The 13,557-nt window shown below is 74.0% G+C and carries 13 protein-coding genes; 7 read left to right on the forward strand and 6 right to left on the reverse strand.

Annotated features, from left to right (window positions below; translation table 11 throughout):
• Entirely contained in the window at positions 1 to 390 is a 390-nt protein-coding gene (locus ACGFML_RS06375) for a hypothetical protein (protein ID WP_393540649.1), read from the reverse strand.
• A gap of 701 nt (positions 391 to 1,091) precedes the next feature.
• On the opposite strand from ACGFML_RS06375, the gene dhaK reads away from it, so the two are divergent.
• The 3 genes from dhaK to ACGFML_RS06390 all read left to right on the forward strand — a co-directional run bounded on the left by dhaK (position 1,092) and on the right by ACGFML_RS06390 (position 3,242).
• Positions 1,092 to 2,084 carry a dihydroxyacetone kinase subunit DhaK gene (gene dhaK, locus ACGFML_RS06380; RefSeq protein WP_393540650.1) on the forward strand — a complete coding sequence of 331 codons (993 nt, stop codon included), beginning with the start codon at positions 1,092 to 1,094 and terminating at the stop codon, positions 2,082 to 2,084.
• Positions 2,085 to 2,223: 139 nt separating this feature from the next.
• On the forward strand, positions 2,224 to 2,832 hold the full coding sequence (gene dhaL / locus ACGFML_RS06385) for a dihydroxyacetone kinase subunit DhaL (RefSeq protein ID WP_393540652.1): 609 nt from the start codon (positions 2,224 to 2,226) through the stop codon (positions 2,830 to 2,832).
• A complete protein-coding gene (locus ACGFML_RS06390) occupies positions 2,829 to 3,242 on the forward strand; it encodes a PTS-dependent dihydroxyacetone kinase phosphotransferase subunit DhaM (RefSeq protein WP_393540653.1) in 414 nt (137 codons plus the stop codon). Before dhaL ends, ACGFML_RS06390 begins: the two co-directional genes overlap by 4 nt.
• Positions 3,243 to 3,250: 8 nt before the next feature.
• Here ACGFML_RS06390 and ACGFML_RS06395 read toward each other — a convergent pair whose 3' ends face one another.
• Entirely contained in the window at positions 3,251 to 4,072 is an 822-nt protein-coding gene (locus tag ACGFML_RS06395; RefSeq protein ID WP_393540655.1) for an SAM-dependent methyltransferase, read from the reverse strand.
• 328 nt (positions 4,073 to 4,400) lie between these two features.
• Here ACGFML_RS06395 and ACGFML_RS06400 point away from each other — a divergent pair, with 328 nt between their 5' ends.
• Both ACGFML_RS06400 and ACGFML_RS06405 read left to right on the forward strand, forming a co-directional pair.
• Complete coding sequence (locus tag ACGFML_RS06400) at positions 4,401 to 5,105, forward strand: RNA polymerase sigma factor (protein ID WP_393540657.1); 705 nt, start codon at positions 4,401 to 4,403, stop codon at positions 5,103 to 5,105.
• Between the two features lie 2 nt (positions 5,106 to 5,107).
• Positions 5,108 to 5,896 carry a hypothetical protein gene (locus tag ACGFML_RS06405; RefSeq protein WP_393540658.1) on the forward strand — a complete coding sequence of 263 codons (789 nt, stop codon included), beginning with the start codon at positions 5,108 to 5,110 and terminating at the stop codon, positions 5,894 to 5,896.
• On the opposite strand, the gene ACGFML_RS06410 is transcribed toward ACGFML_RS06405, so the two are convergent.
• The 3 genes from ACGFML_RS06410 to ACGFML_RS06420 form a co-directional block, all read right to left on the reverse strand.
• Positions 5,889 to 7,469, reverse strand: a complete 1,581-nt coding sequence (locus ACGFML_RS06410) for an aldehyde dehydrogenase family protein (protein ID WP_393540660.1) — start codon at positions 7,467 to 7,469, stop codon at positions 5,889 to 5,891. The two genes, ACGFML_RS06405 and ACGFML_RS06410, sit on opposite strands and share 8 nt — an antisense overlap.
• 76 nt (positions 7,470 to 7,545) lie before the next feature.
• Positions 7,546 to 8,973 (reverse strand): 2-oxoadipate dioxygenase/decarboxylase family protein, encoded by a 1,428-nt coding sequence (locus ACGFML_RS06415; RefSeq protein WP_393540661.1) that lies wholly within the window; start codon positions 8,971 to 8,973, stop codon positions 7,546 to 7,548.
• A 23-nt stretch (positions 8,974 to 8,996) separates the two neighbouring features.
• A complete protein-coding gene (locus ACGFML_RS06420) occupies positions 8,997 to 10,280 on the reverse strand; it encodes an NAD(P)/FAD-dependent oxidoreductase (protein WP_393540663.1) in 1,284 nt (427 codons plus the stop codon).
• A gap of 157 nt (positions 10,281 to 10,437) precedes the next feature.
• Between ACGFML_RS06420 and ACGFML_RS06425 the strand changes: the two genes are divergently transcribed.
• Positions 10,438 to 11,370, forward strand: a complete 933-nt coding sequence (locus tag ACGFML_RS06425; RefSeq protein WP_393540665.1) for a LysR family transcriptional regulator — start codon at positions 10,438 to 10,440, stop codon at positions 11,368 to 11,370.
• Between the two features lie 211 nt (positions 11,371 to 11,581).
• Positions 11,582 to 12,802, forward strand: coding sequence for an exo-alpha-sialidase (locus ACGFML_RS06430; protein ID WP_393540667.1), 1,221 nt, complete (start codon positions 11,582 to 11,584; stop codon positions 12,800 to 12,802).
• A 9-nt stretch (positions 12,803 to 12,811) separates the two neighbouring features.
• Here the strand turns inward: ACGFML_RS06430 and ACGFML_RS06435 are convergent, their stop codons facing one another.
• A complete protein-coding gene (locus ACGFML_RS06435) occupies positions 12,812 to 13,237 on the reverse strand; it encodes an STAS domain-containing protein (protein WP_393540669.1) in 426 nt (141 codons plus the stop codon).
• Positions 13,238 to 13,557: the final 320 nt, after the last annotated feature.

The following is a 13,557-nucleotide window of genomic DNA, read 5'->3' on the forward strand; positions in this document are numbered from 1 at the left end:
TCAGCCACCCACCAGGGGAACGAGCTTGAGGAAGGTCACCTCGGTGCCCGGCGGGAGGTCGATCCGCTCGTCCAGATCCGTCACCTGCCGCTCCCCCACCAGCACGACGAAGCCGTTGCGCTCGAAGGCGCGCAGCGCCTGTGCGGTCCGCTCCTCCGGGTCCATGGGCCCCTCCCCCTCCTCCGGGCTGCCCGGCGCCCGCCCCGTGCCGGTGAAGCCCGCCTTCCCGGTGAAGCCCGCCTTCCCGCCCGTCCGCTCCCCGGCCGCCTCCTGAACGACCCGCCGGCGGATCAGCTCGCGCAGTGCGAGCCGCTCCTCGGCCACCTCCAGCGCGCAGCCGCTGTCGCGACCTCCGGCAGCCGTCTCGTCGACACACCTCACCAAAGTCATGACCAGGACACTAGACGCCACCACTGACAGTCCGTCCGCCGACCGTCGGCCCGCCGGCCCGCGCACGACCGTCATCGCGCGGCCCCGGCAGGGGCGCGCCCCGGCGACACCCGCCCGTCGTCCGTCGGTGCCGTCTGCCAGGATCGAAGGATGGATCCCGCAGACCCGCTCGGCTCCCTGGCGGCTCACCCGTGGGCCGCCGCGTGGCACGCGTACGGCGGTGGTGCACCCCGCCGGTGCGGGCGCCGGTGCGGCGGGGGCGTGCGGGGCACCGGCCGCTCGGGGGCGGGCCGCCCCGGCTCCGGTGGCGCGGCCTGCGCACCGCCGTCCGGGGCGGGCAGGACGGCGTGCGCGCTGCCCGCAGCGTCCCCGGCGCGCCGTCCCGCGGATCGTCCGGTGACCGGCAGTGGCGCCGCGTCTCCGCCGGGCCCGCGGCTCGCGCCGTTGGGACACCGTCGCTCCGCGTCACGTGACCTTGGGCGCCGGAGCGCAGATACTGCCCTCGAAGGACGCCGCTTCCGCCCCGGACACCCCGCCCACCACCTGATACCTCATCAGCAACGACCCGACCGCGGCCGCACCGGCCCCGCCGGCCACCGCCTCCGCCGCCGAAGACCCTCATGTCCCCCTCCCCCGTCCTCTGCCCCGACCCGGAATTCGCCGGTCGGGGGTTCGACTGCTCATCTCGCCTGGAGGTACCCATGAAGATGCTCATCAACGTCGCCGAGACCGTCGTGACGGACGCGCTGCGGGGAATGGCGGCGGCCCACCCCGAACTGGTGGTGGACGCGGAGAACCGGGTGATCGTGCGGCGGGACGCTCCGGTGGCGGAGAAGGTGGCGCTGGTGTCCGGGGGCGGCAGTGGGCACGAGCCGCTGCACGGCGGGTTCGTGGGCCCCGGGATGCTGGATGCCGCGTGTCCCGGCGAGGTGTTCACCTCGCCGGTGCCCGATCAGATGGTGCGGGCGGCGGCGGCCGTCGACAGCGGGCGCGGCGTCCTCTTCCTCGTGAAGAACTACACCGGCGACGTGCTCAATTTCCAGATGGCGGCGGAGCTGGCGGAGGACGAGGGGGTGCAGGTCGCCAGCGTGCTCGTCAACGACGATGTGGCGGTGACCGACTCGACCTTCACGGCCGGACGGCGCGGTACGGGCGCCACACTCTTCGTCGAGAAGATCGCCGGGGCGGCGGCGGAGGAGGGCATGCCGCTGGAGCGCGTCGAGGCGCTGGCCCGGCGGGTCGTGGAGTCCTCGCGGAGTTTCGGGGTGGCGCTCAGCGCCTGCACGACGCCGGCCAAGGGCAGCCCGACCTTCGACCTTCCTTCCGGGGAGCTGGAGTTGGGGATCGGCATCCACGGCGAGCCGGGGCGGGAGCGGCGCGCGATGATGACGTCGCACGAGATCGCGGATTTCGCGGTGGACGCGATCCTGGAGGATCTGCAGCCCAGGCTGCCGGTGCTGGTGCTGGTCAACGGCATGGGCGCGACGCCGCTGCTGGAGCTGTACGGCTTCAACGCGGAGGTGCGGCGGGTGCTGGAAGAGCGCAACGTGCCGGTCGCCCGCATGCTCGTCGGCAACTACGTGACGTCGCTGGACATGGCGGGCTGCTCGGTGTCGCTGTGCCAGGTCGACGGTGAACTGCTGCGGCTGTGGGACGCCCCGGTGGAGACCCCGGGGCTGCGCTGGGGGCGATGAGCCCGACCGCGTCCGCACCGGGACCCGGGCCCGGGCCCGCCACGATGCAGACCCCCATGAGGCAGACCCCCACGATGCAGGGCCTCGCGCAGCTGCCGGGCGCCACGCATCAGCCAGTGCACTAACAGAGGAGTAGTACGTGTCCGACACCGCTATGGATGCCGCGTTCTTCGTCCGGTGGATGACCGCGTCGGCCGCCTCGGTGGAGCGGGAGGCCGGTCGGCTGACCGAACTCGACTCCGCCATCGGGGACGCCGACCACGGGAGCAACATGCAGCGGGGATTCGCCGCCGTGGCGAAGATGCTGGAGACCGCCGCTCCGGCCGCACCCGGGGAGGTACTGGCGGCCGCGGGGCGGCAGCTGATCTCGACCGTCGGCGGGGCGTCCGGGCCGTTGTACGGCTCGCTGCTGCGGCGCAGCGGGAAGGCGCTGGGGGACGCACCGCAGGTGACACCGGCGGAGTTGCAGGCGGCGCTGCAGGCCGGGGTGACCGCGGTGGCGCAGTTGGGCGGTGCGGCGCCCGGGGACAAGACGATGCTGGATGCGCTGGTCCCGGCCGTCGAGGCCCTGGGCGCGGGGTTCGCCGCGGCGGCCGAGGCGGCGTCGGCGGGTGCGCTGTCGACCGTACCGATGCTGGCCAAGAAGGGCCGGGCGAGCTATCTGGGCGAACGCAGCATCGGGCATCAGGACCCGGGGGCGACGTCGTCGGCCCTGCTGTTCGCGGCTCTGGCGGAGGTGGCGAAGTGACGTCGGGCGCCGGCCGGGTGGGAATCGTGCTGGTCTCGCACAGCGGACCGGTCGCCGAGTCGGTGGCGGCGATGGCGGCCGGGCTGGCGGGGGGCGGGGCCACGGCGCCGGTCGCCGCCGCGGGCGGCACACCGGACGGCGGGCTGGGCACGAGCACGGAGCGGATCGCCGCGGCGGCGCGGGAGGTGGACCGGGGCGCGGGCGTGGCGATCCTCGTGGACCTGGGCAGCGCGGTGCTCACCGTCAAGGCCATGGTCGTCGAGGGGGACGAACTCCCCGAGGGGGCACGGCTGGTGGACGCGCCGTTCCTGGAGGGTGCGGTGGCCGCCGTGGTCACGGCCTCGGCGGGCGCGGATCTCGACGCCGTGGCGGCGGCTGCCGGGGAGGCGTACGGCTACCGGAAGGAGTAGCGGCGGCCCTACGGCTTGCGGGCGATGGCCGCGTAGCACGCCGCCTCGGCGTCGGTGACGTGCGTGGCGTCCTCGGGGTCGTCGGGGCGCCACTGGTGGGAGAGGGTCACGCCCGGCTCCAGCAGCTCCCAGCCGTCGAAGAACCGCAGGAACTCCTCCCGCGAGCGGAACTGGAGGGCGGTGCCCGCGCCCCGGTAGATGTCGATGATCTTGTGCATCGCCTCGGGGTTGAAGTCGGGCGTCGCATGGGTCATCGCGAGGGTGCTGCCGCTGGGCAGGGCGGCCTTGAGGGTTTCGACGACCGTGTGGGCGCGGTGCCGGCCGTCGTCCGGGACGAAGTGCATCAGTGCGTTGAGGCTGAGGGCGACGGGCCGGCTCAGATCGAGGGTCTCCACGAGCTGGGGCGCCGTGAGGAGGCCCTCGGGGTCGTTCACATCGGCCGGTACGTACGCGGTGCGCCCCTCGGGGGCGCTGAGGAGGAGGGCCGCGGCGTGCGCGAGGACGATGGGGTCGTTGTCGGTGTAGACCACGCGGGCGTCGGGGGCGATGCCCTGGGCGACGTCGTGCAGGTTCGGCGGCGTGGGGATGCCGGTGCCGATGTCGAGGAACTGGCGCAGGCCCGACGCGGCGAGGAAGCGGGTGGCGCGGTGCATGAACTCGCGGTTGATGCGCGCGGCGACCAGCGCTGCGGGGAAGACCCCCAGTACGCCGCCGGCCGCCATCCGGTCGGCCAGGAAGTTGGTCTTGCCGCCCAGGAAGTAGTCGTAGATGCGCGAGGAATGGGCCCGGTCGAGCTGTAGGTCCACCACGGACTCCTTGCGGTCGCTCATCGTGCGCTACCTCCCCGGTACGGCCGCCGACGCCCACGGGCCCGGATGCCGTCGCCCGTCCGGCTGGGGGAGCCCTGCCCCGTACGCGCCGGATCATGCCGGAGGCGCCCTGTGCCCCGGCGCACGCCCGGCGCACCGATGTGATGTCCGCACATGCCTTTGGCACGCGTAGTCATATGAATACGCTCCGGAAGATTTCTTGCGCCCCGGTGCCACAAACGGGCGCACTTTCCTGTTCATTAGAGGGGAGGGCAGACAGTCCTTCCGCTTCCGCCGGCATCCTCGGTGCGGCTCCGGCGGTGCACGGCGAACGGAACGAGGACGGCTCGTGGGCGCAAACCGGGACCGACTTCTGCCGGCGTGCGTGGAGGCGCACGGGCATCGCGCGGAGTTGGCCGCGCTCCCCCACCGCCTCCCGGCCGGGCCGGCGGACCCGGCGGTCCCGGAGGGCTCGGCGGTCCCGGAGGGCTCGGCGGCACGCCAACTCTCCATAGCCCTGGAGGCGTTCCATGCGACGCATGCCCGGAAGTGGCTGACGTACGCCTATCTGCACACCGGCAGCGAGGCCGCGGCGCACGACGTGACCCGCTCCGCCTTCCAGCGGCTGAGTCGGCTGTGGTCGCACGCGCTGCGGCAGGCCTCGGTGGAGGCGTTCGCATGGTCGGTGCTCAAGGAGTGCGTGGTGGAGTGGCTGTACGACCACCACCAGCCCACCGCGCTGACCGAGACGGCCGCCTTCGCCGTGGTCACCCACGCCCTGTTGCGCGAGTGCCAGCAGCGGTTCGCCCTGTTGGAGAGCCAGTTGGGCCTGTACGCGGCGATCGCGCGGCTGCCCGAGCGGCAGTGCGATGTGATCGTGCTGCGGCATGTGATCGGCTACAACGACGCACAGATCGCCGCGCTGCTCGGAATCGACGAGGTGACCGTCCGCTCCTACGCGAGCCGCGGCAAGCGCAGGCTCGCCGCGGCGCTCGGAATCGACCAGGGCGCCACGGCACGGCAGCACAACGACGTATCAGCAGGGGGGAATTGACCATGACGCAGGCGGACCACGCCGGCCCGGCCGGTTGCGCAGGCCGCCGGGACACCGTCGAAACGCTGTTGAGCGCCGCGGCGGCGGTGGCCGGCATCGACGGACTCGCCGGCTTCTGCGACCTCGACGACGCGGGCACGCTCGACGGGCTGGGCTGCTTCGACGCGTTCGCGCAGGCGGAGTGCCGCACCGCGGCCATGGCGGCCGGGCCCGGTGGCGCGGCCCGCCCGGCCCCGGCCGACCGGGGCGCGCCCAGCGCCTATCCCAGCGCCCGCGACGAGGCCACCCACGAACTGGAGCTGGCCTGCGCGCTGGTGGTCAATGCGGCGGCGGCCGCGGCCAGCCTGGAGCGGCTGGTCGACGACCACCACATCGACCCGGAGGGCGCGCTGGTCTTCGCCTGTCTGCTGCACATCACCGGGCGCTTCGACGCCGCGCACTTCTGGTGGCACTTCGGCGCGGGCGCGGGCAGCCGGACCGCCGCGTACTGCCTGTACCTCTCCCACCGGCGCAGTGGCGAGTACCGCGACGCCGACTACTGGCGCGGGCAGGCGGCGCACGCGCCGGACGAGGAGCGTCCGGCCGCGCCCGCCCTCGACGAGAGGCGGCTGCTGCCGGACGCGGCCCGGCACAACCTTCTCGTCCAGTGGCACAGCGGGCTCGCCCCGACCCTGCCGACCGCACTGGAGAACGTGATCAACCGCCTCGTGGTGGAGGGCGACGACGAGGACTTCGGCGAGATCCCACGGCCCTCCCCCACCCTCGTGCGGGACCTCGGTCGCCTCAACTGACCACATCTCGGAGGAAGTCGACACCCTGCGCGAGCGCTGGCTCCGCGGAGTGGTTCACCGTGTTGGTGGCCCGGCGCATATAGGCGCGCCAGGCGTCGGAACCGGATTCGCGGCCGCCGCCGGTCTCCTTCTCGCCGCCGAACGCTCCGCCGATCTCCGCGCCCGACGTGCCGATGTTGACGTTGGCGATACCGCAGTCGGAGCCGTCGGCGGCCAGGAACCGCTCGGCCTCCCGCTGGTCCTGGGTGAAGATGCTGGACGACAGTCCCTGGGGGACGCCGTTGTGCAGCGCGACGGCCTCGTCGAAGGACCGGTAGGTGAGGACGTACAGGATCGGGGCGAACGTCTCGGTACGCACGATCCCGGTCTGTTCCGGCATCCGGACGATGGCCGGGCGGACATAGGCGGCGTCCGGGGCCTCGGCCGTGAAGCAGCGGTCCCCACCGGTCAGCAGTGTGCCGCCGTCGCGCTGCGCGGTGGCCAGGGCCTCGCTCATCGCCGTGTGGGCGGACGGGGTGATGAGCGGCCCGACGAGCGTCGCGGCGTCGAAGGGGTCGCCGAGCGGCAGTTGGCCGTAGGCGTGCACGATCCGTTCCGTGAGGCGGTCCACGATGTCCTCGTGGACGATCAGCCGGCGCAGCGTCGTACAGCGCTGGCCCGCGGTGCCGGCGGCGGAGAAGACGACGCCGCGGACGGTCGGACCGAGATCCGCCGAGGGGGTGACGACGGCGGCGTTGTTGCCGCCGAGTTCCAGGAGGCAGCGGCCGAAGCGGGCGGCGACCCGCGGGGCGACCTGCCGGCCCATCCGTACCGAGCCGGTCGCGCTGACCAGCGCCACCCGTGGGTCGTCGACCAGCCGTTCCCCGCAGGCGCGCGCCCCGAGCAGCAGCCGATGCACGCCGGGCGGCGCGTCGACGTCGGCGGCGGCCCGGGCGAGCAGGCCGTCACAGGCCAGTGCGGTGAGCGGGGTGAGTTCGGACGGCTTCCAGACGACGGTGTCGCCGCAGACCAGCGCGACGGCGGTGTTCCAGGCCCAGACGGCGACGGGGAAGTTGAAGGCGGAGACGACGCCCACGACGCCGAGCGGGTGCCAGGTCTCGCTGAGGCGGTGGCCGGGCCGTTCGCCGGCGATCGTGCGGCCGTAGAGCTGGCGGGACAGGCCCACCGCGAAATCGCAGATGTCGATCATTTCCTGGACTTCGCCGAGCGCCTCGGAGCGGATCTTCCCCGCTTCGAGGGTGACCAGGTCGGCAAGGTCCCCCTTGTGGGTGGTGAGGAGTTCACCGAGCCGTTTGACCAGGGCGCCGCGCCGGGGCGCCGGGACGGTGCGCCACTGGAGGAAGGTGCGGTGCGCGTCGCCGATGGCGTCCGTGGCCTGATCGTCGGTGGTGGCGGCGAGCCGGGCGAGGGTGGCGCCGGTGAGGGGGGTCCGGGCGGGGACGACGGCGGCGGTCGCCGCCGGCCTGTCGTGGGCGTCGAGGTCCACGCCGCAGTGCCGCAGCGCCGTTGCCGCGCGGGCGCGCAGGGCGTCGGCGGAGGGGAAGCGGGGTCCGGCGGGCGGGGCGGCGGTCATGGCGGGCTCCTCGGGGAGGGGGAGGGCGGATACGGGGTGCGCTGCGGTGCGGGTTGCGGGTTGCGGGTTGCGGGTGTCAGACGCCGGGTGGGGAAGCGTCCTCGCCGGCGTCCGGGGCGCGGAGCGCCGTGTCGGCCCCCAGGGCACGCAGGGCCTCGCGCAGCGAGCGGTCCTGCTGGGCGGCGTAGAGGGCGAACGGGTCGCGAACGGGGCGGCCGACGGCGTCCGAGAGACGGTCGGCGTCGAAGGGGGTACCGGCCGGCGCATCGTCCCGGGCGCCTTCACCGGTGAGGTTGGACCGGAAGATGCCGGCGGCGGAGCGGGGCAGGAAGTCCTCGTAGACGACGGGCCGGGCGGTGAGCCAGCCGCCGGCCAGCAGGCCCGCGAGGTCGGCGGGCGGGCGCTGTCCGTCGCGGGGCCGCCCGGTCACCGGGTGGTAGGTGAAGAACGCCAGCCCGTCCGCGGCGAGTCGGTGCTCGCTGTGGGGGAAGGTGCGATGCCAGAGCGCGCGGGCCGTCTCCTGCCGGTCGGCGTCCGGGTGTCGGGCCGCCCACCGGTCCGTCTCGGCCAGCAGCTCGTCGTAGCGGGCCCGCCCGGCGCGGGTCAGGGCGATGCCGCGGGCCTCGACCTCGCCGAACCGCACCCGCAGCGAGCCGCCGGTGATGCGGCCGTCGGGCTCGCGGAAGCGCCGCGGTTCGGCCAGGGCGCGGAAGGACGTCTGACGCAGGAGGACGTCCGGGCCGTCCCAGCGCGGGGGCCCCTGGATGCGGTCGATCATGGTGATGCCGCGCTCGCCCATGCGGCGGTGGAGCGCGTCGATGTCCAGGACGCGCGGGGTGAGGTGGTTGATGTGGGTGGCGGCCACCCCGCCGATGTCGGCGGCCACCGCGGAGACCCGCTCCAGTTCCGCGTACCAGGCACGGTCGACGGGCTCGGAGGACAGCTCGAAGGCGGCCACGGCGAGGGTGAGGAACCGCTCGGCCGCGGGTTCCGGGAGGCCCGCCGACTTCTCCGCCCGTTCGGCCAGTTGCAGGAGCTCGGGCGGAAAGAGGGTGCGGCGGGCGAGGAAGGCGGCGAGGCGGGATTCCAGACCGGCGTCGAAGAAGCGGCGGTCGGACGGGGTGAGGAGCGAGGTGAAGACCCGGAACGGGTTGCGGTCCAGCTCTTCGGTGGCGGTGGGTCGGAACGCGGTGGAGACCACCGGGACGGCGCCGGGTCCGCCGTCCCGGAGGTCGTAGAAGCCCACCGGGTGCATCCCGAGGGCGGCGAAGATCTGGGCGGCCCCGCGCAGTTCCTCCTCGGTGCCGACGCGGATGGCGCCGTGGCGTTCGGCGGTGACCCGGGAGATGCTGCCGAGCCGTTCCGCATCCGGGTCCCGCCCCGCGACCTCGTCGTTGATCTCTCCGGTGACCTCCAACAGCGTGGTGTAGGCAGGCACTTCGGTGCCGTACATGTCGGACAGCCGACGGGCGAACGCGGCGCGCAGCCGCCAGGTCGGGACCATAGGGAGCTCCGGGTCGTAGGACGTCAGATGATGTGGGCCTCGGGGCGGATGGCGTGCCCGTCGAAGCGGGTGGCGGCGAGCGGGGCGATGTCCAGGAACGGTTCGCGGCCGAGGCAGAGGTCGCGGACGATCTCGCCGACGGCGGGGGCCTGGAGGAATCCGTGACCGGAGAAGCCGGTGGCGTACAGGAAGCGGTGGGGGCGGTCGGCCTCGCCGATCAGTGCGTTGCGGTCGGGGGTCATCTCGTACAGACCCGCCCAGCCGCCGGTGACGGGCAGCCGCGCGAGTTCGGGCGCCCGACGGGCTGCCGCGGTGCGGAACGGGGCCAGCCATTCGTGGCTGAACCGCCGCCCGAATCCGGGCTGTTGGCTCGGGTCGGACAGGCCCAGCAGGAGTCCGTCCGCGTGGTCGTTGTGGAAGTAGAGGGTCGAGGCGAAGTCGATGGTGAACGGAATGCGGGGCGGGGCCGGGTCCAGCGGCCCGGTGAACGCGATCTGCCGGCGCAGTGGGGTGACGGGCAGGTCGACGCCGGCCAGGGCGCCGACCGCACCGGACCAGGCGCCCGCGCAGCAGATCACGGTGGGCGTACGCACCGTCCCGTACGGGGTGCGCACGGCCTGGAGGGCGCCGTCCGCGGTGTCGATCGCGGTGACCGGGCAGCGGGTGCGCAGGGCCGCGCCGAGCCGCAGGGCCGCGCCGAGGTAGCCGGTGACGGCGGCGGTGGGCAGGGCGTGGCCGTCGGTGGGCGAGTAGGCGGCGGCGACGATGGCGCTCGGGTCGAGATAGGGGCACAGCTCCGCGGCGGCGCGCGGGGTGATGATGCGGCTGGGCAGGCCGAGGGCGTTCTGGGTCGCCACGCCCTCGGTGAAGGCGGCGAGTTCGCGGTCGTCCCCGAGGAGGAAGAGGTAGCCGACGGACTCCAGTCCGATGCGGGCTCCGGGGCGGCGGGCGAAGGAGCGCCAGGCGTCGAGGCTGCGCAGGCCGAGCCGGATGTTGAGCGGGTCGGAGAACTGCGCGCGGACGCCGCCGATGGGCTTGCCGGACGAGCCGGAGGCGGGCCGGTCGCGCTCCAGCACCAGCACCCGCCGGACACCCGCCTCGGCGAGGTGGAACGCGACGCTCGCCCCGATGACGCCGCCGCCGATGATCACGACGTCGGCCTGTGCGGGGAGCGCCGGCGCTTCGGGGAGGCCGGCCGGATCGGAGCCATCGGCCGGTTCGGAGCCCCCGGCCGGGCCGGGGCCATCGGCCGGGTCGAGGCCGCCGGCCGGGCCGGGGAGGGGGACAGAAGCCGCAGGGGGAGCCATCGGGGCCGCCTTCCCGTTCGTCTTCGCACGGGGTCCGCCCGTCATCGGGCGGGTCACTTGTGATGGTGACGGGTGGGATGTCCGACGTCCATGCACAGTTGGTGGACGTGATCTATCAGGAGTTCTGGGCCTCCGGCCCGCTGGGTAGGGTCCCGGCATGGAATTGGTCGGGGTCCGGCTCAGGGCCCTGCTGGAGCTGACCCGCAGCGGCACGATGACCGCGGCGGCCGCGGCCCTGGGCTATACGCCGGGCGCGGTGTCCCAGCAGATAGCGGCCCTGGAGCGGGTCACCGGAACGGAGCTGGTCCGGCGGCTGGGGCGGCGGGTGGAGCTGACCGACGCCGGGCACACCCTTGCCGCGCACGCCGAACGGATCCTGGCCGCGGAGGCCGAGGCGGTGGCCGCCCTGGAGCGCGGCCGCCGGGAGGTCTCGGCACGGCTGCGGCTGGGCGTCTTCGGCACGGCGGCGGCCGTGCTGCTGCCGCCGGCCCTGGAGCGGCTGCGGGCGCGCCATCCGGGGGTGTGCGTGGCGAGCCGCGAGGTGGATGTGGACCAGGCGTACACGGAGGTCTGCGCCGGCCGGGTGGATCTGGCCCTCGGCCTGGACTACCCGGACGCGCCGCTCGCGCCGGACGGCGCGGTGGAGCTGCTGCGGCTGCGCTCCGAACGCTTCGAGCTGGCCGTGCCGGCGGGACTGGCCGCCGAGGGGCCGGCGGCGGGAGCAGCCGGGCGGCGGCCGCTGCGGCTGGCGGCGGCCGCCGGGTTCGACTGGATCCTGCCGGCCCCCGGCTCGTACTACGGACGGGCGATGCGGGCCGCCTGCCGCCGGGCCGGGTTCGAGCCGCGGGTGGTGCACGAGATGACCGATACCGCCACGTCGCTGGCGATGGTGGGGGCGGGACTGGGCGTCGCGCCGCTCACCGGGCTGATGCTGCGGCTGCGCTCCGAGGGCATCGCGCCGGTGCCGCTGGCCGAGGTGGTCGAGCGGCACATCGTGGTCGCCGTCGCCGCTGCCGCGCGGCAGCGGCCGTCGGTCGAGGCGCTGATCGCCGCGCTGCGTGCGGGCGCCGTGCCCGACGACATGCCCTGACCGCGCCGGCCCGGGCGAAGGGTGCCGCCGGCGCGTGGTCCGGACCGGCTGGGATTACCTTGGCGTCGAGACCGGACATCGGACATCCCATGTCCAGTATCTCCGCATACGCAGCCCCTCCTCCTCACGCTCCCTCTCCGCACACGCAGCCCCTCCTCACGCTCACCCGCCCCACCCGCCCTGTCCCGCCCCGCCCCGCCCTGGAGGTCCGGTGAAGGCCCGTCCGGTGATTGCCGCCCGCTCCCTCTCGCTGGCCTTCCTGCTCACCGCCGGCGTCGGTCCGCCGGCCGCCGCCGAGCCGCCTCCCCCGCATGCCTCCACGCCCCCGCACGCGCCCGCCCCGCTGTACGAGTCCACCGACGTGGCGGTCTCCGGCCAGGGGGCGCACACCTACCGCATCCCGGCCCTGGAGACGCTGCCGGACGGCACCCTCGTGGCGGCCTACGACCGACGTAACGACAGCGCCGCCGATCTGCCCGGCAACGTGGATGTGATGGTCCGGCGCAGCACCGACAACGGCCGGACCTGGAGTCCGCAGCAGGCCGTCGCCGACTACGACGGCGGCGCGGGCGCCGGCGACCCGAGTCTGCTCGTCGACCGGCACACCGGCCGCCTCTTCCTCTTCCACGCATACGGCCCCAAGGGCATCGGCTTCCGCAACGCGGGCGCGGGCAACGACCACGACAGCACCACGACCCTGCACGCCGACTACCACTACTCCGACGACGGTGGCCGCAGCTGGCGCCACCGCCGGCTCACCCAGGACCTCAAGGACCCTTCGTGGCTGGGCTTCTTCGCCTCGTCCGGAACCGGCATCCAGCTCTCCACCGGGCGACTGCTGCAGCAGTACGCGTTCCGCAAGGCCGACGGCGGCATGTGGGCGGCGAGTGCGTACAGCGACGACCACGGGGAGACCTGGCGGCTGGGCACACCGGTCGGGCCACTGATGGACGAGAACAAGACCGTCGAATTGGCCGACGGCGACATCCTGCTCAACAGCCGTACCGGCAGCGGCACCAGACGCCTGGTGGCCCGCTCCAGGGACGGCGGGCTGACGTACAGCCCGCCGGTCGCGGACGACGAGCTCGTCGACCCGGTCAACAACGCGTCGATCCTGCGCTACGACCCGACCGCGCAACCGGGCCGGGCACCGGCGCACTGGCTGCTGTTCAGCAATACCGCGAGCGCCGCCGCGCGGCGGAACCTCACCGTACGGCTGTCCTGCGACGACGGGCGGAGCTGGCCCGTCTCCCGGGTCGTCACCCCGGGCCCGGCGGCCTACTCCACCCTCACCCGGCTCCAGGACGGCACCTTCGGGCTGCTCTACGAGTCGGGTCCGTACCAGCGGATCACTTTTGCGCGGTTCGACGGCGCCTGGCTGGGGGCGGGCTGTCCGGCCGCCTGGCCGCCGTCGGGCCCGTCACCCCGATGACGTACTGCCTCACACGAACGGGTCATCGGTCGGCGGCGGCCCCGCCACCTCCGGTGGCCACGCCGGACGGCTGGCATCGGGAACGGCCGCCAGTGCGTGGCCGACGGTCGGGTAGCAGGAGAAGACGCCCAGGGACTGCGTGCCGATCAGCAGCCGCAGCATCCGCACGCCGAGCGAGGCCAGGAACAGCCGCCCCTCCAGCCGCCGGCACAGCCACTCCAGGGCGAGCAGACAGCTGAGCCCCCGCGAGTCGCAGAACCGCAGGGCCGTCAGGTCGAGCACGAGGAAGCGGTGCCCGGCCGAGACGACCGTCCGGGCCTCGGCGAGAAAGGTCTGCTCGGTACGGAGATCCAGCTCCCCGCTGACCCGCAGCACCGCGCACTCCTCTGCCTGGACGATCGCCGTGACCGCCAAGGACCGCATCTCCGCACTCATGCCGTCCAGACTAAGCGCCCTTTTCGACCGCAACACCGGCACGGCCCGCCCGAGTACGCGGGTCGTGCGCGGGTCGCGTCCGGGGCGACGGGCAGCCGGACGGAGCGTCCGGGGGCGCGAACGGGCCGCCCGAGGCGGCATACGCCCAGGCCGGAGGGGTTCCGATGCGGGCGGAAACGGTCAGGTTTTTCCGCGTGACGGGCTGACGTCCGGTGGTCCGGCGTTGCTATAAACCTCAGGCGGGCAGAAACGGGCAGGCCCGTGACCGAACGGACCGTCGATCCGGACCACCGGAGAGGCCCGTAACCGAACAGCGACGC

Origin of the sequence: Streptomyces sp. NPDC048650 (assembly GCF_043199095.1) — a bacterium.
Classification (GTDB): Bacteria; Actinomycetota; Actinomycetes; order Streptomycetales; family Streptomycetaceae; genus Streptomyces.